The sequence below is a fragment of the Lentzea sp. NBRC 102530 genome (assembly GCF_030269365.1).
Taxonomy (GTDB): domain Bacteria; phylum Actinomycetota; class Actinomycetes; order Mycobacteriales; family Pseudonocardiaceae; genus Lentzea.
On sequence record NZ_BSTF01000004.1, the window covers coordinates 227,457 to 247,862 of the forward strand.

Sequence of the window (20,406 nt, forward strand, 5' to 3'; positions counted from 1 at the left end):
GTGGTGCGAAGCGACGGCCGATACGACGACGTGTTGCGTGACATCCGGATCACGCGTGGATATCAGACCTGGCCCGCGGGCTCGGTCCTGATCGAGTTCGGGAACACCCGCGTGCTGTGCGCCGCGAGTGTCACCGAAGGCGTGCCCCGCTGGCGGCAGGGCTCCGGCCTCGGCTGGGTGACCGCCGAGTACGCGATGCTCCCGTCCGCAACGCACAGCCGCAGCGACCGCGAGTCCGTGAAGGGCCGCATCGGCGGCCGCACGCACGAGATCTCGCGCCTGATCGGCCGTTCTTTGAGGGCGTGCATCGACCTCAGGGCCCTGGGCGAGAACACGATCGTCATCGACTGCGACGTGATCCAGGCCGACGGCGGCACCCGCACGGCCGCCATCACCGGCGCCTACGTCGCGCTGGCCGACGCGGTGACCTATCTCGGTGCCGCGGGTAGGTTGGCCGACCCGGCGCCGCTGTCGTGCGCGGTGTCCGCCGTGTCCGTCGGCGTCGTGGACGGTCGTGTGCGGTTGGACCTCCCGTACGAGGAGGACTCGCGCGCCGAGGTCGACATGAACGTCGTCGCCACCGACGCGGGCACGTTGATCGAGGTCCAGGGCACCGGCGAGGGCGCGACGTTCGCCCGTTCCACTTTGGACCGCATGCTCGACATCGCCCTGCAGGGCTGCGCGGAACTCAACCGCATCCAGGCGGAGGCCCTTTCGGCGCCTTACCCCGGCGTGCTGCCCGAGCCGAAGCCCGGTGGCAAGCGATGAAGCTTTTGTTGGCTTCCCGCAACGCCAAGAAGCTCCGCGAACTCCAGCGCATCGTGGTGGCCGAGTCTCTCGACGGCATCGAGGTGCTGTCCCTTTCGGACGTGCCGTCGTTCCCCGAGGCCCCCGAGACCGCGCCGGACTTCGAGGGCAACGCGCTTGCGAAGGCCCGCGACGCCGCTGCCGCCACCGGCCTGGTGTCCGTCGCCGACGACTCCGGTCTCGCCGTTGATGAGCTGAACGGCATGCCCGGCGTGCTCTCCGCTCGGTGGTCCGGGCGTCACGGCGACGACGACGCGAACCTGGACCTGTTGCTGGGGCAGATGGGCGACGTGCCGGACGAGCGCCGTGGTGCCGCCTTCGTTTCGGTGGTGGCGATGGTGGTTCCTGGTGGCGACGAGGTCGTCGTTCGTGGGGAGTGGCGGGGGACTTTGCTGCGCGCCCGTCGTGGGACCAACGGCTTCGGCTACGACCCGATCTTCGTGCCTGAGGGGTCTGCGGTCACCTCAGCCGAGATGACGGCGGAGGAGAAGGACGCGGAGTCCCACCGGGGCCGCGCCCTCAAGCTCCTCGTCCCGCACCTGCGCAAGCTCGCCTAATCGACCCAGTTGATCGTCACGCCGGGCCCGAGCTCATCGCGCCCGACGTGACGCTGCCTCCTGCGTAATTCGAGACGCAGCGTTTTTCCCGCGAGCCCTCGCAGGTCGATCTGAGCGCCACTTCTTACGATGAGAGTGTCGATCTCAGGGAGTTCCGGTAGGTCACCGAGATTGACGGGAGCCCTCGGGCTGTCAATCTGAAGCGTCGCCACGTGCGCCAGGCTGGAGAGAGCTCGGTAGTCGGTCCAGCCCCTGCAACTGAACGTGTCTAGCCGCGTCATTCCCGACAGAACGCTGAGATCGCAGTTTGCGGCGACCTGGCTGAGATCGAGCCTGAAGAGATCGAGCCGTCTCAGGAAGTTGAGATCGTCCCACTGCGCCCGTTGGAAGAGCGCCAGGTTCAACAACCCGAGGGGCAACTGTTCCAGGTTGAGATATCTGTCGGCCCCATTCAGCGCCAGCATGCTGAGCCTGCAGGTGGAGAGCTGGCTGAGGGAAACCTCACCGGCGACGGGCACACCCAAGAATCGTAGTCCGGTGACGGCCTGCGCGAACGAAAGATCTTGGTGGACCTCATGCTCGGGCAGGGCGAGGTCCACCGTTCTGAGGTGTTGGAGCGCCGTGAGATGAGGAAGCAAGCGTACGGACGCGACACTGATCGAGCCTTTAATCAGCGGTGCGTGAGCTAGGACCTCCTCAGCGAAGCGCCTTGGCTCGAAGTGAACCCACGCTTCCTGGAGTTCGCGTTGGACACCGCCGCGCGGATCTTGCGCGTAAAGTGTTAGCTGGCTTATCGCTTCCGGAGAACCAATCAGTCTTGCGGCGCGAACTGTTGCTTTTGCGACTTTGTCCGGTAGCCGTGTCAGGTCTTGTGGCAAGTAACGCAGGATGCGCTGCCCAACCATGGCGAGCGATGCCGCTTCTTCCAGATCGCGTGGTGGGACCAGCTGTTCTTCGATCATTCGGTTGACCCGGTCGTAGACGGTGGCGTCGAGGTCCCGCGCCGTCTCCAGGCAGGTGGCGGCGAGCAGGCGCAGTTTCCGGGAGTTCACCGGTTCGCGGTCGGCTCGGTCGAGGACCTCCGTGAGCAACTCGTTGACCTGGGTGCGCTGGCCGTGTCCGCACGCGAGCACGATCGTTTCCGCCCACGAGTCCTGATGTGCGTGCGCGACAAGGGTTTCGACCTGGCCGTCATGCATCGCCTCCGCGCCGGCCAGGTACTCCTGGAACGTGCGGTGCACGAAGTCCACCCGGCCCGGTACGGGTTCGCGGATGACGCCGCTGCGTTCGAGGAGGTGGGTGGTGATCGTGTCCGGGTCGTCGTGCACGTTGGGCATCGAGCAGACCTTGCGCGCGATGTGCTCGCGGACCCTCGCCGTCGGCAGCTGGCTGCGGTCGCCGAGGGTCAGTCGCCACGCCAGGTCGCCCAACAGCACGGTCTTGTCCGAGGTGGTCAGCATGCGGGCGAGGCCTCGTTCGGCGTCGCGCAGGTCGAGCAGCATCGTGAGCGCGGCGGCGTAGAGCTCCATGCGGGTGTGCGGTAGTTCCGACACCCGGCTGAGGTTGAGTGCGCACAGCATCGCGCAGAGGAGCGGCGAGGAGGCAAGCGCGCGCAGGTGCTGCCGGCCCGCCAGCTGGTTCGAAAGCCGGCGGTGCACTTCGTCGGGCGCTCCTGCGGCTTCGTGCCAACGTTGCAGGAAGACCTTCACGTCGGAAGGTCGCATCTGCTCCAGCTCGACTGTGCGGAAGTCCAGTTCGGACAACCATTCCCGGTCTGCGGCGGCAGGTCGCGCGGTCACCACGACCTGGGTGCTGGGGAAGGTGTTCAAGAAGGTGCGCAGCCACCGGTGCACTTTGTGGCGTTTCTCCGGCGGTACCTCATCGACACCGTCCACCAGCAGCAGGCCTCTGCCCGCGCGCAACACCCGAAGCGCCCAGCCAGCAGGCATGATTCCGGTGAGCCACCCGGTGATCAGCTCCTCCGGTCGCTCCGGCAGCGGACCGTCGGCGTACGCCCGCAGCCGGACCGGGAGAGGGACAAGGCCGTTCCACCGCTGCAGTTCGCCCGTGAATCCGCTCCTCGCGGCGGTGACCGCGAGCCAGTCCAGCAATGTCGTCTTGCCTGAGCCCGCGTCGCCGAGGACGAGGGTGCGGTCGACGAGTGCCGACTCGACTCTCACACTGGCGACCGCGCGGTGTTCGGCGTCGGAGAACCAGTTGCGCCGTTGGTCCTCCTGCCGGGCGTGACCGGAGACGGTGAGGCTCAAGTAGGCGACGCTCAGGGGCAGCCGGGACTTCTCCTTGCCGGACAGGCCGAGCAGCTCCAGGAAGTCGAGGTTCGTCGCCAGGTGACGCAGGTACTCGTCGCGGAACTCCTCGTCCGTGTCGGTGCCCTGTGGTGCGTAGAGCGAGGTGCGGGGGAGCCGGGCGAGCACCTCGTCGAGCAGCGCGGCCTGGGCGGTGGCGCGGGACAGGACCTCGGCCAGGGCTCGCGGCTGGAACGACGGCAGCTGCCTGATGATCTGCACGAGGTAGCGGCACGACTGGTCGAGTGCGACCTCGTAGCAGCGGCTGGAGTCGCTGCGCGGCAACGAGTGGCGGATGCGTTGGGCCAGGGCTTCCGGGTCCGCGTCGTCCGTCAGCAGGGCGGTGTCGGACAGGTCGACGGACGACATCGCCTCCTCCACCGCTTGCAGGGAGGAGGCGATCTCGTTGTCGGGGAAGCGTTCCAGGGCCGATTCGAGTTGTTCGGTCACCTGGTGGCCGATGTGTTGGATCAGGGTGTCGAGCTTGGCTCGTTGGGTGGGCTTGGTCAGTTCGGCTGCGGCCAGTTCGGTCAGGGACGCGGTGCGCTCGTCGGTGTGGACGGCCAGCCACTCGGTGGCGGCGCGCATCGCTACTGACTGGCCGAGACGGGAGACGGCCTGGATTTCTAAGCCCACCCAAACGAGATTAGACGGCTGCCTGGGCGTGCGAGGCCACCGACACGACGCAGACGCCCGCGGCGATCAGGGCCATGCCCGCCAGCATGGCGAGGTTCAGCGGGTCGGCGAAGAGGACGCGGCTCGTGATGGCCACCAGGGCGATGCCGGCGCCTGCCCAGATCGCGTAGGTGATGGCCACCGGGATGCCCATTCTGATCACCAGGGATTCCAGGTAGAGGGCGGTGAGGAAGCCGGTTGCGAGGCCGGCGACCGGCCAGGGTTTGGTGAAGCCGTCGGAGTATTTGAGGCAGAGGGTCGCGAAAACTTCCGCGCCCACGGCGAGGGCCAGCAGGATCCACTTGAGCATTGAATTTTCCAGCACGAAATGCACGCAGCGCTAGGCGTGCGTGTTGAAGAGAACGGTTGACTTGTGGGCGAAAAGCCCTGGTCAGCCGCCGCGCGTGGGGAAGTGGACTCGCAAGACGAAATCAGACGGGATGTCGGGGCCGCTAGGTGCCGTCAAGCGACACACGGTGTATCACCCTCACCGGAACAGGGGCGGCTTTGTTGCACGCCCTCGTCTCGACCATACCTCAGAAAGATGCCGCCGTCGCAACCAAAACGACGGCGGCAGCGCAGCTGTGGGGAAGATCAGGCGGGGAGTTCGCGCAGGAGCTTGGCCACGTGGCCGGTGGCGCGGACGTTGTACATGGCCTTGACGATCTTGCCGTCGGGGCCGACGAGGAACGTCGAGCGGATCACGCCCTGGACGGTGCGGCCGTAGTTCTGCTTCTCGCCGAACGCTCCCCACTCGGTGAGGACCGTCTTGTCCGGGTCGCCGAGCAGCGGGAAGGTCAGGCCCTCCTCGTCGCGGAACTTCGCGAGCTTCTCCTGCTTGTCGGGGGAGATGCCGACGACCTCGTAGCCGGACTCGGCGAGGACGCCGAGGTTGTCGCGGAAGTCGCAGGCCTGCTTGGTGCAGCCCGGGGTGCTCGCGGCCGGGTAGAAGTACACGACCACGGACTTGCCGAGGTAGTCGGACAGGGACACCGGCTTGCCCTCGCTGTCGGGCAGCGTGAACGCGGGCGCGGTGTCTCCAGGTTCGAGACGACTGGTCATGCCCCAGAGACTATGCCTGGCCCTCGAAGAGGGTCGGCGTGTTCTGGTCGTGGCCACCCGGCTGGATCGTCAGCTTCATCCGCACCGGTGTCTCCGGCACGGCGAACGCCAGCTGGAACTGCGTGTCGCGGCCCGGTGGGAGTTCGGCGATGGCCGAGGCGAGGCCGTTGAGGCCCTGCACGGAGTCGAGGAGCTCCGCGGCCTGCTGGTCGTCCGCTGTCGCCTTCACGGCGAGCTGGGAGGGCCGGTAGGGCGTCTTGGAGCCGTTGTAGACGGTGATCGTGAAGACCGCGGTGCGCTTGGCCGGTGGGATGGCCGTCTCGGACGGTGAGAGCGAACGCGGAGCGGACACGACGACGGAGAGGCCCGAGGTCCACACGCGTTGCGTGCCGAAAGCAGCGGCGGCGGACGCGTTGGGCGTCTCGGCGCGTTGCTCGACCGTCAGGTTCTCGTCGGGGGTGACGGCGACACCGGGGCCCGCACATCCCGCCACGGCCAGCAGCAGGCACAGGCCCGCGGCCGTTTTGGCGAACTTCACGAACTCCCCTTTCCCACCCGGCGGTGGGTGTGAGCGACTCACGTCAACTGTGACGGTGCCGAAGGGAGTAGTGCGAATGAAAGTGGCCTCTGAAGCGGACCTGGTGCCGGGCCGTGGCCGAAGTGTGATGGGCGGCGTGGGCGGCGCCACAAGTGCGCCGGCCCCACGCCGTCCTAGTGGTCGAGACCACTGGGTGAAGCTAGGGAGCGCGTCGGGGGGCGTGCGCGCTCACACCGATCATCGCCCACTGTGTGCCACGCGCTACAAGCGGAGCCGTTTATCACCCGTTCAGAGCAGCGTCAGTCGTACAAAACGTGAAGGTCACGCGTGACCGACTCACGTATGTGCGGCTGAACGGCCCATCGCAGGCGTCCGTTCGGCGATCTCGCTGAGGAGTTCGAACGAACGCAGACGGTCATCGTGCCCGTGCACGATCGTCGTGACCATGAGCTCGTCGGCCGCCGTCGACTCCAGCAACTCGTCCAGCCCGGAGCGGACCGTTGAGGGGGATCCGATGATCTGGTTGGCCATCCGGTCCTCGATCACGAGCTGGTCGATCTCGGTGTACGGGTAGTCCGCGGCCTCCTGCGGAGTCGCCAGCGGCTCTGGCCGGCCCTGCCGCAACTTCACGAATGAGAGCGCTCCCGGGCCGGCGATGTAACGGGCCTGCTCGTCGGTGTCGGCGACGACGACGGACGCGCACACCATCGCGTACGGCTCGTCGAGCACCTCGGACGGCCGGAAGTGCCGCCGGTACAGCGCGAGCGCGGGCAACGTGTTCTGGGCGCTGAAGTGGTGGGCGAACGCGAACGGCAGACCGAGCAGCCCGGCGGCCTGCGCGCTGTAACCGGACGAGCCCAGCAGCCAGATCGGCGGCTTGTTGCCCGCGGCGGGCACGGCGTTGAGCTCGGCGGTGCCCTCGAAGTACTTGATCAGCTCGGTGAGCTCCTGCGGGAAGTTCTCCGCGGAGAGCCCGGCCTCGGTGCGCCGCAACGCCCGCGCCGTCTTCTGGTCGGTGCCGGGCGCGCGCCCGATGCCGAGGTCGATGCGACCGGGGTGCAGCGCCTCCAGCAGGCCGAACTGCTCCGCGACCACGAGCGGCGGGTGGTTGGGCAGCATCACGCCGCCCGAACCGACGCGGATCGTCTCGGTGGAGTCCGCGATGTGCCCGATCAGCACGGCGGGCGCGGACGAAGCGATGCCCGGCATGTTGTGGTGCTCGGCGAACCAGATGCGCTGGTAGCCGAGGCGTTCTGCCTGCTGGGCGAGTTCCCGCGAGTTGCGCAGGGCGGTCGTGGCGTCCGACCCCGACGCGATGGGCGCGAGGTCGAGAACGGACAGCGGGATCTCACTCAGACGGCTCATACATCGATCAACACCGATACTTCGTGACTTCTTCCGTGAGCCGGGTAACTCGTTTCGAGGCCTTCTCGTAGGACGTGCCCTCGGGGTGCAGCGTCAGCACCACGACGATGCTGAACAGGCACGTCCCGGACGTGTGCAGAGCGGGCGACTTGGTGTCGAGGTCCCACTGGACCCGCGGCCGGGGCCTGTCCACGCACGGCTTCGCCGGGTCACCGAACCCCGACCAGCCCTGCTTGAACGCGGGGTGCCACGTCGCCGACGGCAACCCGAACGACTGGTCGAACCCGTCCGACGCGCACTTCTCGGCCCGCTGCAGGTGCCCCATGATCGTGTGCCGCACCTTCGGCTTCGCGTCCTCCAGCAGGTACCGGTAGACCTTCACCACGTCGTAGGCGCTCACGGCCGTGTAACCCCACATGCCGCGCTTCTCCGGTGGCCGCGTGTCCTTGAGCTCCAGCCGCTCGGCCACCCGAACGACCAGCTGCTCCCAGCCGTTCTCGACCCACAGCTCACTGGCCGCGTTGTCGTCGCTGACCCGCAACATGGGCTCGATGCGCGGATCGTCCCCACGCGTCTCCAACTGCTCGATGGCAATGAGGATCTTCACGAGCGAGGCGGATCTGATCTTCTTGTGCACGTCTCGTCCGGTCAACGTGTGCGTGATCCGGTCGTAGACCGCGTAGGAGGCTGTCGTGGTGGGGACAGGGGCCGCGAGCAACGCCATCGTCAGAAGTAGGTGCACGCCCCTGGAAGCTAGCGGTGGTCCTGACCTTTCGCCTGATGTTTCGTCGCTCACAGGGGGAGAAGGAGTGAGGCCCTCCCTCCGTTGACGTGGATGTGACGGACGTGGTGGTGATCGGCGCGGGACAGGCGGGCCTGTCCGCCTCCTACTTCTTGCAGCGACGCGGTGTCGACCACGTGGTGCTCGACGCCAACCCCGCTCCCGGCGGTGCCTGGTTGCACCGGTGGCCGAGCTTGCGGATGCGGACCGTGCACGGCATCCACGAACTGCCCGGCATGCCGTTCGAGCAGCCCTCACCCGATGAACGGGCCAACGAGGCGATCCCGTCCTACTTCGCGCGGTACGAGCAGCTCTTCGACCTGCCCGTGGTCCGACCGGTCGACGTCGCGTCTGTCGTTGACGACGGGGCTTCGTTGAAGGTCGAGACCTCCGCTGGGGTGTGGACGGCGCGTGGGCTGATCAACGCGACCGGTACCTGGCGTCGGCCGTTCTGGCCCTACTACCCGGGGCAGGAGAGTTTTGCCGGCCGCCAGCTGCACACCGCCGACTACCAGGGGCCGTCCGACTTCGCCGGCAAGCGGGTGGTCGTGGTCGGTGGCGGGGCTTCGGCCACCCAGCTCCTGATGGAGATCGCTCCGGTTGCTGCCGCGACCCGGTGGGTCACGCGTCACGAGCCGGTGTGGCGCGAGGGGCCGTTCACCGAGGACTACGGGCGGTGGGTCGTCGGGATGGTCGAGGAGCGGGTGCGGGCCGGGTTGATCCCGCGCAGCGTGGTCAGCGTTACCGGGCTGTCGTTGAACGACGAGACTCGTGCCGCCCGTGAGGCCGGGGTGTTGGAGCGCTGGCCCATGTTTTCCGAGGTCACTCCTTCTGGGGTGGTGTGGGCTTCCGGCGAGCGGTTCGACGCTGACGTGATCTTGTGGGCCACTGGGTTCCGGCATGACCTGGAGCATCTTGCGCCGTTGCGGTTGCGAGGGGCTGGGGGCGGGATTCAGGTGGAGGGGACTCGGGTGGTTTCGGATCCTCGGATCCATTTGGTGGGGTATGGGCCTTCGGCCAGCACTATCGGGGCCAATCGGGCTGGGCGGGCGGCTGTTCGGGAGTTGGTCGGGTATTTGGACGGGGTGAAGGTGGGGTAGCTGCGCTTCGTCCGTGGGGGAGTGGGGCGTGGGGTGCGGGCTCGTGGATTCTGGGGTGCGGGTTGGGTGCGGTTTTGTGGGTGGTTGCGTTGGGGTGCAAAGACAACTGCGGACGAGCCGGGTCATTTCATCGCCGCTGCGCGACGATAGGGGTTGGGGCTTGACTTCGGGGCCCTTGCGAGGTGCTGGTCGTCCGGAAAAGCCGGGCTGAAAAGCGCCCGGCCGATCCGCTAGGGGTAGCACCTCGCACCCAAATTCAAGCCCCACTCCCACGCGTACGTGGGCACGTTGAGTGGGCACGTCACCGATACCGGCTGGACGGTGTAGCCAAGACTGACGGCTCGCCTTCGGCATCGCGTTGGGCGGGAGTGTTGAGAGCCAAGAGCTCAGGACGCCTCGCCTTCGGTATTGCGCCTGGGTCTTGGCGGGCTCGGCTGCGCCATCGCGGTGCTTGCGCTCGGTCGGCCTCGCCTGCGGCTTCGTTCCCCTCAAGCCATTGGTTGCTTAGCTCTTGGCTGCCCAGCTCTTGGGCTGCCTTGCGCTTGGCCGCCCAACTTTTGGATTGCCTTGCGCTCGGTCGCCTTGCGCTCGGCTGCCTTGCCCATGCCGCTGCATTTCACGTAGCACGCCTGGGCTGATGCCTGGAGTGTGTTGGGTGAGTGGGCTGGTCAGGTGTGGGACTTGGTGCGGCGTTTGGTCAGGCGGGTGGTTATGAAGATGACCACGGCTACTGCGGCCAGGACCAGGACCACCTTGGAACCGATGCCCACGTATTGCTCCACCAGGTGCCAGTTGTCGCCCAGTAAGTAGCCCGCCAGGATCAGGATCGTGTTCCACAGGAGGCTGCCTGCGGCTGTGTAGGCGAGGAACGGGGCTAAGCGCATGCGTTCGATGCCCGCTGGGATCGAGATCAGGCTGCGGAAGACCGGGATCATGCGGCCGAAGAAGACGGCCTTGTAGCCGTTGCGGAGGAACCAGGCCTCGGTTTTGTCCACATCGGACACCCGGACCAAGGGCATCTTGGCGGCGATCGCCCGTACTCGGTCCCGGCCCAGCAGGGCGCCTATCCAGTACAGGAGGATGGCGCCTGCCACTGAGCCGAAGGTGGTCCAGAGGATGGCGTCCAGCAGGGACATCTTGCCCTGGGCGGCGGTGAAGCCCGCCAGGGGGAGGAAGACCTCGCTCGGCAGTGGCGGGAAGAGGTTTTCCAGTGCGATCGCCAAGGCCGCTCCGGGTGCACCGGCCGTGTGCATCAGGTCGGTGACCCAGTCGACGAGGTTCATGGCATCCAAGTTACGGATCAGGCGCCGGCGGGACATTGGGGTAAACCGCAGAGGTGAGGTGGGGAAAACCCCACCCCGCTCTCTAGGGTGTGGCCCTGGGCGGAGCTAATCCTTGCGTCTGAGCAGGAAGCGCGGTCGTTCTGGTTGCTGTCGTCGCTGTTCGGAACTCGTGGGGTGAGAGTCCTCACGCCGGTCACGCCGGTCACGCCGGTGGTCAGGTCGGTCGTCGAGAGCGTTCCGTTCCTCCACAGAGGACTTGGTGGGCAGCGTGCACACGTCGTTCGGCTCGAATGGTGCGGGGCGGAGGTGCTCGGCCACGTGCCGTTCGGCGGCGTGGCGACGCGCCCGGTGCGTGCGCGGTCGTGGGCCATTGGTCCACAACTCCGGGGAAAGGCCTTTCCGGCAGGTAATCGTTTGACTACGATCGGGTTCGATGGCTGACCTGGTGGGGACGTGTGCGATCTGCGGCACCGCGACCGCCACCTCCCGGCGCAGACACGCGAGGTACTGCTCGAACGCCTGCCGGCAACGGGCCTACCGGCAGCGCGTCCACGAACCCGTTACGGCACTGGACAGTTTCATCGGCCGGGGTGTGGAACTGGTCCGTCTCGAAAGGATCAGGGCGCGCGTGCTGACGCTCGTCGGGCCCGCGGGTGTCGGCAAGAGCCGGCTGCTCCGGGAGTTCGCCGGGGACGGTGTGACGTGGGTCGAGCTCGACGAGGCCGAGGACGTCGCGCGGGCGTGTGCGGAGGCGTTGGGCGAGTCGACCTCCGAACCGGTGTTGAGCACGCTCGTGGGTGCGCTGGCGACCCGCAGCACCGTGCTGGTGCTGGACAACTGCGAGCACGTCGCGCGGGAGTGCGCGGCGCTGCTGGAGCCGCTGCTGCTCGGCTGCCCCGGCCTCACCGTGATCGCGACCAGCCGCGAGCCGCTGCGGGTGCCGGGTGAGGTCCTGTTCGCCGTGCAGCCGCTGTCGATCACGGACGCCGTCGACCTGTTCACGGATCGGGCCCGCGCCAACCAGGTGGGGCTGCGGCTCGGCGACCGGAACGTCATCGCCGCCCTCTGCGCCCGGCTGGACCGCCTGCCGCTCGCGATCGAACTCGCCGCGCGCCTCGTGACCGTCCTGCCGGTGCAGGAACTGCTGGCGCGCCTGGACGACCGCCTGGAGTTGCTGACCCGCGGCAACCGCACGGCGGCCGTGCGCCACCAGAGCCTGCGCGCCGCGATCGGCTGGAGCTACGACCGGCTGAGCGCCGACGAGCAGCACGTCCTGAGGTGCATCTCGCAGAAACCGGGCGGGTTCGGCCTGGACGGCGCGGTGCAGGCGTGCGACCTGCCGTCGGACCGGGTGCTGGTGCTGCTGTCGGCGCTGGTGGCGAAGTCGTTGCTGACGTTCACGGGAGCGGGCCGGTTCGAGCAGTTGGAGTCCGTGCGGCTCTACGGCCGCGAACGCCTCGCGGAGCAGTTCGCTGGTGATACACCCGGTACCACCGCGGCTAACCTGAGGGCGGTTCGCCGCGGGCCAGCCCCCGCGGCGAATCACTGAAAATCGCTGATCAATGAGGTCGGGGGGACTCGAACCCCCACTGGCTGGGACCTAAACCCAGTGCCTCTGCCAATTGGGCTACGACCCCTCGCGGAGAAGCCTATAGGCCCTCCGCGGACCCGCTCTCGCGGGTCGCGCGAAGCCGCTGTCCTGGCCGTCCACTACGGTTGCGGGCAGAACCGCTGCTAGGAGGACATGTGGCTCGCGATCCCGACACCATCCAGCGCGAGATCGAGCAGGCTCGCGCCGCGCTGGCCGCCACCCTGGACGAGCTCAGCGAGCGCGCCAACCCGCAGAAGCTCGTCGAGCAGGGCAAGTCGTCCGTGCTCGACGTGCTGAGCCAGCCCAAGGTCAAGTACACGCTGATCGCGGTCGGCGCGGTGGTCGGCTTCGCGCTCGTGCGCAAGCTCTTCCGCTAGGAGATCCGCACCAACGGCAGGAGCACCTGCTCGACGACCTTCTCCACGAACGGCTCGTCGAGCGGGTCCCCGGTCAGCATCAGCCGGTAGATCAACGCGGCGCCCGCGATCTCGACGGCCATGCCGCGCGGCGCGTCCGCCCTGAGCTCACCGCGTTCGGCGGCCCGGTCGAGGATTCCGCGCAGCACGTCGCGTTGCGAGATCAGGAAGGTCTCCCGGAACGCCGCCGCCAGCTCCGGCTCGTGCGGGAGTTCGCCGACGAGCGCCTGGGCCGCCTTGCCGATCGGTCCCGAGAGGAACGCGGCGAACGACGAGAGGAACTCGCGGAGGTCGCCGGCCAGCGAACCGGTGTCCGGTGCCGCGAGGTTCTGCGTGGCGAGCTGGGTGCACGTGTCGATCACGAGATCGAGCTTCGACTCCCACCGCCGGTAGATCGTCGCCTTGCCCGCCCTGGCCCTGGCGGCCACGGCGTCCATGGTGAGCGCCCGGTACCCGACCTCGGCCATCACCTCCAGCGCTGCCTGACGTAAAGCGTCGTCCCTGCTGGCGTCGCGAGGACGACCCCGCTGCGGGGTCCTTCCCTCGTTGAACGCCGTTGTCGACACGGCCATGCCACCTCCTCGTACCAGGGCACGGCTCGTGCGTGTCTCCCCGCCCCTTTGGCGGGACATCCTAGGCGTCTTGCCCATCTTGCAGGGTGAGCAGCACCCGGTTGTTGTTTCATGTTGTTGTCGGTGGAGTCTTGATTGGCACGATTCAGAAGTCCTACCTTTGGTTCCGGCCCAGGCCAGGCCGTCCCGGAACGCGGTGGTGCCGTGCCGGAGAGAGGTCCGATCACCTGCGTGTCGCGGTGGCGAGCTGGGTCAGGTACGGCTTCACGACCCGGCCCCCGTAGCGGGTGTCTATCAACGACCTGATGTCCTCGATCAGCCGGTCGCGGGCCGGCAGGACGACGTGGTTCGAGTACGTGAGCAGCAGGTCGGCGTAGGCCTCGGTGTCGTAGGCCAGCTCCCACTCGAAGCGGTGGAACTCGGGGGCGTCGAAGAGATCGCTCTCATCGAACTCCCTCGGGACCGCTGCGGCGGGGGAGAGACGCAGATCCGGTGGCGTGGAGGGGTCCCAGCGCTCGTAGCACCGCTGCACGTCCACGAAGAACTGCTCGGTGCCGCCCGCCACGTGGTGGGTCGAGATCACCGCCAGCGTCCCTCCCGGACGCAACGCCGCGGCGCAGCGGGACATCCGGGTGGCCGGGTCGAGCCAGTGGAACGCCGTCGCGCACACCACGAGGTCGAACGGGTCGTCCGGCAACGGCCAGTGGTCGAAGTCCGCCACGACCACCTCGGCGGCCGGGGCGTGCTCGCGGGCCAGGGCGGCCAGCGCCGGGCTCAGCTCCACGGCCGTGACGTGGCCCAGGGCGGTCAACGGCAGCGTGGCCTGACCGGTGCCCGGCGCGATCTCCAGGACGCGCGGACCGGCCAGGTGGGCGAAGAGTTCGGGAGGGTAGGTCGGACGGGCCCGCCGGTAGCGGGCCGCGTCCCGGCCGAAGGTGGTCCGGAGGTCGGTCACCCGCCGAATTCAAGCGCGCGGGACGGGAGGGCCGCCAGGCCGTCGCGGGCGAAACCCGCCCACGTGCTCCGGATGGTCCGCCCCAGTTCGGGGTCCGGCTTGGTGCCCGCGAGCATGCCCGCGCCCAGCCACGGTTCCGGGTCGAACAGGAACGGCAGCTCCATGCAGTGGCAGGAGCCCCAAGGGCCACCCTCGGGCGCCCACCTGAACAGGTAGGTCGCCACCTCGCCACCCGCGGCCGTCCAGTCCGCCGCGAACGAGCGCGCGCCGCCGGCGAAGATCAGCTCGGTGACGGCCTCCCAGTGCTCGCGGCTCGGCACGTACGGGCTGCCGTCGTCCGCGGTGTGGCCGATGAGCAGTTCGACGCGCGACGCGGCCGCGCCCAGATCACCTTCGACGACGGGGGCGAACGGCATGCCGCCGGACGGCCCGAACTGCGGGCCCACCGACGCGACAGCGGCCGTCTGGGCCTCCAGCACGGCCGCGACGGGCGTCGAGGCGTCGACGGCGATGGCGGCCTGCAGGGCCGCGGTCATCTCGGCACGTTCCGGGCCGCGGGTGCCGAGCGGCGCGCTCTGCATGATCGCGCGGTGGAACAGGGACTCGGTGTCGGTCAGCACCAGCGCGTACACGGAGTCGCCGCCCGCGGACTGGCCGAAGATCGTGACGTTCGCCGGGTCACCGCCGAACGACGCGATGTTGTCGCGCACCCAGCGCAACGCGACGAACTGGTCCTGCAGACCGAGGTCGTCGCGCAGGTAGCCGAAGACGCCGAGGCGGTAGCTGACGCTGACGACGACCACGCCTTCCGAGGCGAGCAGCGACGCCTCGTACTTGACCGACTCCCCGCTGCCCGTCACGTAGGCGCCGCCGTGGAACCAGACCATCACCGGCAGGCCGTCGGCGCCGGCGGGCGCGGTGACCGAGAGCACCTGGCAGTCCTCGGAGAACTCCAGGCCCTCGACCGAGTTCCCGACGACGGCCACCAGTGCGGACGGCGGCTGCGGGCAGGCGGGGCCGCGCTCGTCGCCACGAACGCCGTCCCACGCGACGGGAGTCGGTGGGGCGAACCGGGAAGACGTCGCATAACGGATTCCGCGCGCCCGCACGAGGTCAGTGATCACGCCTCGATACTAAGCATGAGTAAGCAATTCCACAGTGTCTCGATTCGGCGGAAACCCGAGGACAGGAGGACGATGTAACGGTTGGGCAACGAGACACGAGGAGGGCTCGGAGTGCGGGCTACGACGATCTACGGCACCAAGGACATCCGCGTCGAGGAGGTGCCGGACGCGGCCGTCCAGGAGGCCACCGACGTCGTCGTCCGGGTCGAGCTGGCGTGCATCTGCGGCAGCGACCTGTGGGCGTACCGCGGGGTGGCGAAGCGCCAGGAGGGGCAGCGGATCGGGCACGAGTTCCTCGGCATCGTCGAGGAGGTCGGCGGCGCGGTGAAGTCCGTCAACGTCGGCGACCGCGTCATCGCGCCGTTCGTGTGGAGCGACGGCACGTGCGCGTACTGCCAGGCCGGCCTGCAGACGTCGTGCCGTGCCGGTGGTTTCTGGGGCAGCAAGGGCAGCGACGGCGGGCAGGGCGAGGCCGTGCGGGTGCCGCAGGCCGACGGCACGCTCGTCCGGGTGCCCGCGGACGCCCCGGCGGAGCTGCTGCCCGCGTTCCTGAGCCTCAGCGACGTCATGGGCACCGGCCACCACGCGGCCATGGGCGCTGGTGTCGTGCCCGGCAGCACGGTCGCGGTCGTCGGTGACGGCGCGGTCGGCCTGTGCGGTGTGCTCGCGGCCAAGCGCCTCGGCGCCGAGCGGATCATCGCGATGGGCCGCCACGAGGACCGCGCGAAGATCGCCCGGCTCTTCGGTGCCACGGACCAGGTCGCCGAACGCGGAGAGGCCGCCGTCGAGCGGATCAAGGAGATGACCGACGGGCTCGGCGCGTCCGCGGTGCTCGAATGCGTTGGCACGGAACAGTCCTGGGAGACCGCGATGGGCATCGTGCGCGACGGCGGCCGGATCGGCTACGTCGGCGTGCCGCACGAGATGCCGGGGCTGCCGTTGAACAAGCTCTTCGGCCGCAACATCGCCATCGGTGGCGGTGTCGCCCCGGCCCGCGCGTACCTGCCCGAGCTGCTCGCGGACGTCCTCGCCGGACGCATCGACCCCGGCCCCGTGTTCGACCGGACGGTCTCGCTCGACGACGTCGCCCTGGGCTACCAGGCGATGGACGAGCGGACCGCCCTCAAGGTCATCGTGCAGCCGTAGTCTTCTTCGCCGACGTCAGCACGTAGTCCTCGGCGCGCACGCGCTTGGTCCGCATCCAGTACCGCCAGGTGAATCCCGGCCACACGGTGCGGTTCACGCCCTGCGCGTCGAGGTACCAGCTCTTGCAGCCGCCCTGGGTCCACACGCCCTTGGTGAGCTTGCGCTGGAGCTCGCGGTTGAACTCCTGCTGGGCCTCCACCCGCACGTCCAGCTCCGCTGCGCGGTGCCGGTCGAGGAGCCGGAGGCACTGGGAGATGTACCGGATCTGGGACTCGATCATGAACACGACCGAGTTGTGCCCGAGTCCGGTGTTGGGGCCCAGCAGGAAGAACAGGTTGGGGAAGCCCGAGACCGTGATGCCGAAGTAGGTCTCGATCCCCGTCTCGCGCCACTTCTTCGCGAGGTCGGCACCGCCCTTGCCCTGGATGTCCAGGTAGTCGAACGAGTCGACGACGTGGAACCCGGTGCCGTAGATGATGACGTCGACCTCGTGCTCGACGCCCGCACTGTCCACGATGGACTTCTCGCGCACCTCGGAGACCTTGTCCGTCACCAGGTCCACGCTCGGGTAGCCGAGCGCCGGGTAGAAGTCGTTGGAGATCAGCACGCGCTTGCAGCCCATCGTGTAGTCGGGCTTGAGCTTGCGGCGCAGCTCCGGGTCCGGCACCTGCTTCTTCAGGTGCCGCAACGCGATTCCCTGCGCGAACTGCATGATCTTCGGGTTCACCGCGAACCCCAGCGCGGACGACTCGCGGGTCCAGTACACGAAGTTGCGGTACGCCCGCTGCGTGAACGGCAGGGCGCGGAACAGCTTCTGCTCCCAGCCGTTGATCGACCGGTCGGCCTTGGGCATGATCCACGGCGGCGTGCGCTGGAAGATCTTCATCGACGCGACCTGGCCCGCGATCTTCGGCACGAACTGGATCGCCGACGCGCCCGTGCCGATCACGGCCACGCGCTTGCCGGTCAGGTCGTGGTCGTGGTCCCACTGCGCCGAGTGGAACGCCTTCCCGGCGAAGTTCTCGATGCCCGGCAGTTCGGGGACGTTCGGGATGTGCAACGCGCCGACGCCCGCGACCAACGCCTGGGCGGTGTAGGTGTCACCCTGCTCGGTCGTCACGGTCCAGTGCTTGGCGTCCTCGTCCCACCGCGCGCCGGACACCTTGGTGTTGAAGCGGATGTGCGGCCGCAGCCGGTACTTCTCGGTGACGCCCAGCAGGTAGTCCTGGATCTCGCCCTGCCGCGCGAACATCCGCGACCACTTCGGGTTCATCTCGAACGAGAACGAGTACATGTGCGAGGGCACGTCGCACGCGCAGCCCGGGTAGGAGTTGTCCCGCCAGGTGCCGCCGATGTCGGCCGCCTTCTCCAGCACCACGAAGTCGTGCTCACCGCGGCGCTTCAGCTCGATGGCCATGCCGAGGCCGGAGAAGCCGGTGCCGATGACGAGCACTTTCGTCGTCCGGTGCATGGGGGATTCCCTCCGCTCGCGGTGCCTACTTCGCAGTAGGTTACTCGAAGTAAGTTACGAGCGGTAGACTCCGTTCGTGACTGCTCCGCGGCGCCGCATGCCCAAGGCCCAGCGCATGGCTCAAATGCTCACGGTCGCGGAGGAGATCTTCGCCGAGCAGGGGTACCTGGCCACGTCGATGGACGAGATCGCCGAACGCGTCGGCGTCTCGAAACCGATGCTGTACGAGTACTTCGGCTCGAAGGAAGGCCTGCTCATCGGGTGCATCCACCGGGCGCGCACCGAACTGCGGGAGAAGACCGCGGCGGCGATCTCGGGCGCGCGGAACCCCGAGGAGTTCCTCCGGCTGGGGCTGCTGGCGTTCTTCGAGTTCATCGACGAGCACCGCAGGTCGTGGGCGCTGCTGCGGCAGGAGGCGGCCGTGGCCGTGCCGTCGGCCCAGGAAGAGGTGGAAGGCATCCGTCAGCAACAGACGGACATGATCGGGGCCGTCCTGGCGTCGTTCACGCCGGACATCGACCCGCTGGAGGCGGAGGCGTTCGCGGAGATCGTCGTCGGGGCGACGGAACGGCTCGCGGTGTGGATGGAGCGCAGGCCCAAGGTCGGACCCGCGCTCGCAACCGACTACGTGATGAACGTGGTCTGGCCGGGTGTCGCTATGAAGCTGCCCGAACCCGCTCCGCACGCATAGCGGCGACGGCGGGCAGGTCGATCGGCGCGAGCTTCGTGCCCGTCGCCCACTCGATCAGCATGTCCGCCAGAGCGGGGTTGCGCGGCAGCACCGGGCCGTGCAGGTAGGTGCAGACGATCCGGCCCTGCACGGCGCCCTCGACGCTGCCGTCGTTGCCGGTACCGACCTTGACGTGCGCCAGCGGCCGTGCGGCCGGGCCCAGCGTGGTGCGGCCCTGGTGGTTCTCGAAGCCGATCAACGGGCCCGCGAACAGGCCGTCCGCCGGCTCGGCCACGACCTCGCCGATGGCACGGCTGCCACCCGCGTGCGAGGAAGAGTCGATCAGGCCCATGCCGGGGTGCGTGACGTTGTCGGCACGGGTGAAGCTCTCGCCGAAGATCTGGATGCCGGCGCAGACGCCCAGCACCACGGCGTTCTTCGTGACGGCGCGCTGCAGACCGGGGTGCTCGCGCAGGTGCTTGACCGCCAGGGTCTGCGCGGTGTCCTCACCGCCGCCGACGACGTAGATGTCGCACGAGTCCGGCACCGGCTGGCCGTAGTTGATCGGCACGATCTCGGCCTTGATGCCGCGCCACTTCATGCGCTTCTCGAGGACCACGGCGTTACCGAAGTCGCCGTACGTGCCGAGGAGATCCGGCAGCACGAGCGCGATCTGGATTGTCGACTCACTCATCAGCGGCAGCCCTGGCATTCAAGTCGCGGAACGCGGTGTAGTTGGCGATGACCTCGACCGCGCCCTGGGGCATCTGGTCGATGGCCTTCAACGGGTCCGGCACGATCGTGTGCTGGACCTCGGCGTACGTGAGACGCACGGCCAGGTCGGTGGCGCGTTCGCCGGCGGCGATGACCGTGCGGCCCTGCAGGCGTTCGAACGGGACGTCCCACAGCCACGACAGGTCGCGGCCGTCGGCCTCCTGGGCGTTGATCACCAGGACGGCCGGGTGGTTGGCCTCCTTGACGACCGTGAGCGTCTCGCTCCAGCCCGCGGGGTTCTTCGACAGCAACAAGCGCGCGCTGCGGCCGTTGCGCTGGATCGTGCGGTAGCGGCCGCTGACGTTGGAGACGCCGCGCAGGCGCCGCACCGCCTCGTCCGCGGGCACGCCCATCGCGTGCGCCGCCGCGGCCGCCATGACGGCGTTGGCCTGGTTGAACTTGCCCGGCAGCGTGAGGCGCAGCTCCAGCTTGCGGTGCTCCGGCGTGATCATGGCCTCGTCGGCGGTGATCCAGCTCGGGTGCGGGCGCGCCAGGTCGCAGCCGGTGCAGTGCCAGTGCTCGCCCTGCCAGCGGATCGGGTTGCCGCAACGGGGGCAGCTCGCCGAGTCGTGGTGCCAGCCGGTGCCGGTCGCGACCCAGACGACCTTGGCGGCGTTCCACGCGGCGCTCGTCACCATCACGTCGTCGCAGTTGGCGACGATCGTGCAGTTCTGCAGCTTGTTCACGGCGTCGCGCAGCGAGCGTTCGATCGTGCGGACCTCGCCCACCCGGTCGAGCTGGTCGCGCGACAGGTTCAGGATCACCGCGACCGACGGGTTGCTGGCGCCCGCGACGGCCGGGAAGTAGGCCTCGTCGCACTCCAGCACGGCGTACGGCGCGTCCGGCTGCTTCGAGAGCGCCGTGACGTGGCCGTCGGGCATGTTCGCGCCGCTGTGGTTCGTGGCGACCTCGCCCAGCGCGCCCACGGCCCTCGCCAGCATCATCGTGCTGGTGGTCTTGCCGTTGGTGCCCGTGACGACGGCGACGTTGCGGCCCTGCGTGAGGCGGCCCAGCGCCTGCGGGTCGAGCTTCAGCGCGACCCGGCCGCCGATCATGCCACCGGCGCCGAGGCCCATCTTCTGCGACAACGTGGAGCTCAGGTTGCCCAGCTTCACGGCGGCTGCGGTCCGCAGAGGGAGGCGGGCGGGGGAATCGTTCACCCCAAAGACTCTACCGGCGTTGGACTTTGCCCCTTTCCGCACGGTCGTTTCGT

At 68.5% G+C, this 20,406-nt stretch carries 20 protein-coding genes and 1 tRNA gene; 7 read left to right on the forward strand and 14 right to left on the reverse strand.

Annotation, left to right across the window (positions count from 1 at the left end; genetic code table 11):
* Together rph and rdgB are read left to right on the forward strand one after the other, a co-directional pair.
* The gene (gene rph, locus QSK25_RS12565; protein WP_285638131.1) at window positions 1-768 is read left to right on the forward strand and encodes a ribonuclease PH; all 768 of its coding nucleotides are present in this window, start codon (window positions 1-3) and stop codon (window positions 766-768) included.
* A complete protein-coding gene (gene rdgB, locus QSK25_RS12570) occupies window positions 765-1,364 on the forward strand; it encodes an RdgB/HAM1 family non-canonical purine NTP pyrophosphatase (protein WP_285638133.1) in 600 nt (199 codons plus the stop codon). The genes rph and rdgB overlap by 4 nt, the downstream gene beginning before the upstream one ends.
* Here rdgB and QSK25_RS12575 read toward each other — a convergent pair.
* The 6 genes from QSK25_RS12575 to QSK25_RS12600 all read right to left on the reverse strand — a co-directional run bounded on the left by QSK25_RS12575 (window position 1,361) and on the right by QSK25_RS12600 (window position 8,052).
* Window positions 1,361-4,306: an NACHT domain-containing protein gene (locus QSK25_RS12575; RefSeq protein ID WP_285638135.1), complete on the reverse strand. Its 2,946-nt coding sequence runs from the start codon at window positions 4,304-4,306 to the stop codon at window positions 1,361-1,363. The two genes, rdgB and QSK25_RS12575, sit on opposite strands and share 4 nt — an antisense overlap.
* A 10-nt stretch (window positions 4,307-4,316) precedes the next feature.
* Entirely contained in the window at window positions 4,317-4,655 is a 339-nt protein-coding gene (locus QSK25_RS12580) for a DMT family transporter (protein WP_285638137.1), read from the reverse strand.
* A gap of 284 nt (window positions 4,656-4,939) precedes the next feature.
* A complete protein-coding gene (bcp, locus tag QSK25_RS12585) occupies window positions 4,940-5,407 on the reverse strand; it encodes a thioredoxin-dependent thiol peroxidase (RefSeq protein WP_285638139.1) in 468 nt (155 codons plus the stop codon).
* 10 nt (window positions 5,408-5,417) lie between these two features.
* On the reverse strand, window positions 5,418-5,945 hold the full coding sequence (locus tag QSK25_RS12590) for a hypothetical protein (RefSeq protein WP_285638141.1): 528 nt from the start codon (window positions 5,943-5,945) through the stop codon (window positions 5,418-5,420).
* A gap of 336 nt (window positions 5,946-6,281) precedes the next feature.
* Entirely contained in the window at window positions 6,282-7,310 is a 1,029-nt protein-coding gene (locus tag QSK25_RS12595) for an LLM class flavin-dependent oxidoreductase (protein ID WP_285638143.1), read from the reverse strand.
* A 7-nt stretch (window positions 7,311-7,317) separates the two neighbouring features.
* The gene (locus tag QSK25_RS12600; protein ID WP_285638145.1) at window positions 7,318-8,052 is read right to left on the reverse strand and encodes a hypothetical protein; all 735 of its coding nucleotides are present in this window, start codon (window positions 8,050-8,052) and stop codon (window positions 7,318-7,320) included.
* An 89-nt stretch (window positions 8,053-8,141) separates the two neighbouring features.
* Here QSK25_RS12600 and QSK25_RS12605 point away from each other — a divergent pair, with 89 nt between their 5' ends.
* Entirely contained in the window at window positions 8,142-9,191 is a 1,050-nt protein-coding gene (locus QSK25_RS12605; protein ID WP_285638147.1) for an FAD-dependent oxidoreductase, read from the forward strand.
* Window positions 9,192-9,859: 668 nt separating this feature from the next.
* On the opposite strand, the gene QSK25_RS12610 is transcribed toward QSK25_RS12605, so the two are convergent.
* The gene (locus tag QSK25_RS12610; RefSeq protein WP_285638149.1) at window positions 9,860-10,474 is read right to left on the reverse strand and encodes a DedA family protein; all 615 of its coding nucleotides are present in this window, start codon (window positions 10,472-10,474) and stop codon (window positions 9,860-9,862) included.
* 433 nt (window positions 10,475-10,907) lie between these two features.
* Here QSK25_RS12610 and QSK25_RS12615 point away from each other — a divergent pair, with 433 nt between their 5' ends.
* Entirely contained in the window at window positions 10,908-12,023 is a 1,116-nt protein-coding gene (locus QSK25_RS12615; protein ID WP_285638151.1) for an ATP-binding protein, read from the forward strand.
* 14 nt (window positions 12,024-12,037) lie between these two features.
* Here the strand turns inward: QSK25_RS12615 and QSK25_RS12620 are convergent.
* Window positions 12,038-12,111: transfer RNA gene (locus QSK25_RS12620), tRNA-Leu, on the reverse strand.
* Between the two features lie 109 nt (window positions 12,112-12,220).
* Between QSK25_RS12620 and QSK25_RS12625 the strand changes: the two genes are divergently transcribed.
* A complete protein-coding gene (locus QSK25_RS12625; RefSeq protein WP_285638153.1) occupies window positions 12,221-12,442 on the forward strand; it encodes a DUF3618 domain-containing protein in 222 nt (73 codons plus the stop codon).
* Here QSK25_RS12625 and QSK25_RS12630 read toward each other — a convergent pair.
* The 3 genes from QSK25_RS12630 to QSK25_RS12640 all read right to left on the reverse strand — a co-directional run bounded on the left by QSK25_RS12630 (window position 12,439) and on the right by QSK25_RS12640 (window position 15,132).
* Window positions 12,439-13,053, reverse strand: coding sequence for a TetR/AcrR family transcriptional regulator (locus QSK25_RS12630; RefSeq protein ID WP_285638155.1), 615 nt, complete (start codon window positions 13,051-13,053; stop codon window positions 12,439-12,441). The two genes, QSK25_RS12625 and QSK25_RS12630, sit on opposite strands and share 4 nt — an antisense overlap.
* 223 nt (window positions 13,054-13,276) lie before the next feature.
* Entirely contained in the window at window positions 13,277-14,008 is a 732-nt protein-coding gene (locus QSK25_RS12635; protein WP_285638157.1) for a class I SAM-dependent methyltransferase, read from the reverse strand.
* The gene (locus QSK25_RS12640; protein WP_285638159.1) at window positions 14,005-15,132 is read right to left on the reverse strand and encodes a carboxylesterase family protein; all 1,128 of its coding nucleotides are present in this window, start codon (window positions 15,130-15,132) and stop codon (window positions 14,005-14,007) included. Before QSK25_RS12640 ends, QSK25_RS12635 begins: the two co-directional genes overlap by 4 nt.
* Window positions 15,133-15,243: 111 nt before the next feature.
* Here QSK25_RS12640 and QSK25_RS12645 point away from each other — a divergent pair, with 111 nt between their 5' ends.
* On the forward strand, window positions 15,244-16,278 hold the full coding sequence (locus QSK25_RS12645) for a zinc-dependent alcohol dehydrogenase family protein (RefSeq protein ID WP_285638161.1): 1,035 nt from the start codon (window positions 15,244-15,246) through the stop codon (window positions 16,276-16,278).
* On the opposite strand, the gene QSK25_RS12650 is transcribed toward QSK25_RS12645, so the two are convergent.
* On the reverse strand, window positions 16,262-17,749 hold the full coding sequence (locus tag QSK25_RS12650; RefSeq protein ID WP_285638163.1) for a flavin-containing monooxygenase: 1,488 nt from the start codon (window positions 17,747-17,749) through the stop codon (window positions 16,262-16,264). The two genes, QSK25_RS12645 and QSK25_RS12650, sit on opposite strands and share 17 nt — an antisense overlap.
* A 115-nt stretch (window positions 17,750-17,864) precedes the next feature.
* Here QSK25_RS12650 and QSK25_RS12655 point away from each other — a divergent pair, with 115 nt between their 5' ends.
* Window positions 17,865-18,440, forward strand: coding sequence for a TetR/AcrR family transcriptional regulator (locus tag QSK25_RS12655; RefSeq protein WP_285638696.1), 576 nt, complete (start codon window positions 17,865-17,867; stop codon window positions 18,438-18,440).
* Here the strand turns inward: QSK25_RS12655 and QSK25_RS12660 are convergent.
* Both QSK25_RS12660 and QSK25_RS12665 read right to left on the reverse strand, forming a co-directional pair.
* Complete coding sequence (locus QSK25_RS12660; RefSeq protein WP_285638164.1) at window positions 18,406-19,113, reverse strand: type 1 glutamine amidotransferase; 708 nt, start codon at window positions 19,111-19,113, stop codon at window positions 18,406-18,408. The two genes, QSK25_RS12655 and QSK25_RS12660, sit on opposite strands and share 35 nt — an antisense overlap.
* Window positions 19,106-20,353, reverse strand: coding sequence for a MurT ligase domain-containing protein (locus QSK25_RS12665; protein WP_285638166.1), 1,248 nt, complete (start codon window positions 20,351-20,353; stop codon window positions 19,106-19,108). The genes QSK25_RS12660 and QSK25_RS12665 overlap by 8 nt, the downstream gene beginning before the upstream one ends.
* Between the last annotated feature and the right edge of the window lie 53 nt (window positions 20,354-20,406).

Excerpts from the sequence above, each read along its gene's own strand:
- rdgB (WP_285638133.1), top strand. The coding sequence starts at position 765 with ATGAAGCTTTTGTTGGCTTCCCGCAACGCCAAGAAGCTCCGCGAACTC.
- QSK25_RS12580 (WP_285638137.1), bottom strand. The coding sequence starts at position 4,655 with ATGCTCAAGTGGATCCTGCTGGCCCTCGCCGTGGGCGCGGAAGTTTTC.
- bcp (WP_285638139.1), bottom strand. The coding sequence starts at position 5,407 with ATGACCAGTCGTCTCGAACCTGGAGACACCGCGCCCGCGTTCACGCTG.
- QSK25_RS12595 (WP_285638143.1), bottom strand. The coding sequence starts at position 7,310 with ATGAGCCGTCTGAGTGAGATCCCGCTGTCCGTTCTCGACCTCGCGCCC.
- QSK25_RS12610 (WP_285638149.1), bottom strand. The coding sequence starts at position 10,474 with ATGAACCTCGTCGACTGGGTCACCGACCTGATGCACACGGCCGGTGCA.
- QSK25_RS12615 (WP_285638151.1), top strand. The coding sequence starts at position 10,908 with ATGGCTGACCTGGTGGGGACGTGTGCGATCTGCGGCACCGCGACCGCC.
- QSK25_RS12630 (WP_285638155.1), bottom strand. The coding sequence starts at position 13,053 with ATGGCCGTGTCGACAACGGCGTTCAACGAGGGAAGGACCCCGCAGCGG.
- QSK25_RS12650 (WP_285638163.1), bottom strand. The coding sequence starts at position 17,749 with ATGCACCGGACGACGAAAGTGCTCGTCATCGGCACCGGCTTCTCCGGC.
- QSK25_RS12655 (WP_285638696.1), top strand. The coding sequence starts at position 17,865 with ATGGCTCAAATGCTCACGGTCGCGGAGGAGATCTTCGCCGAGCAGGGG.
- QSK25_RS12660 (WP_285638164.1), bottom strand. The coding sequence starts at position 19,113 with ATGAGTGAGTCGACAATCCAGATCGCGCTCGTGCTGCCGGATCTCCTC.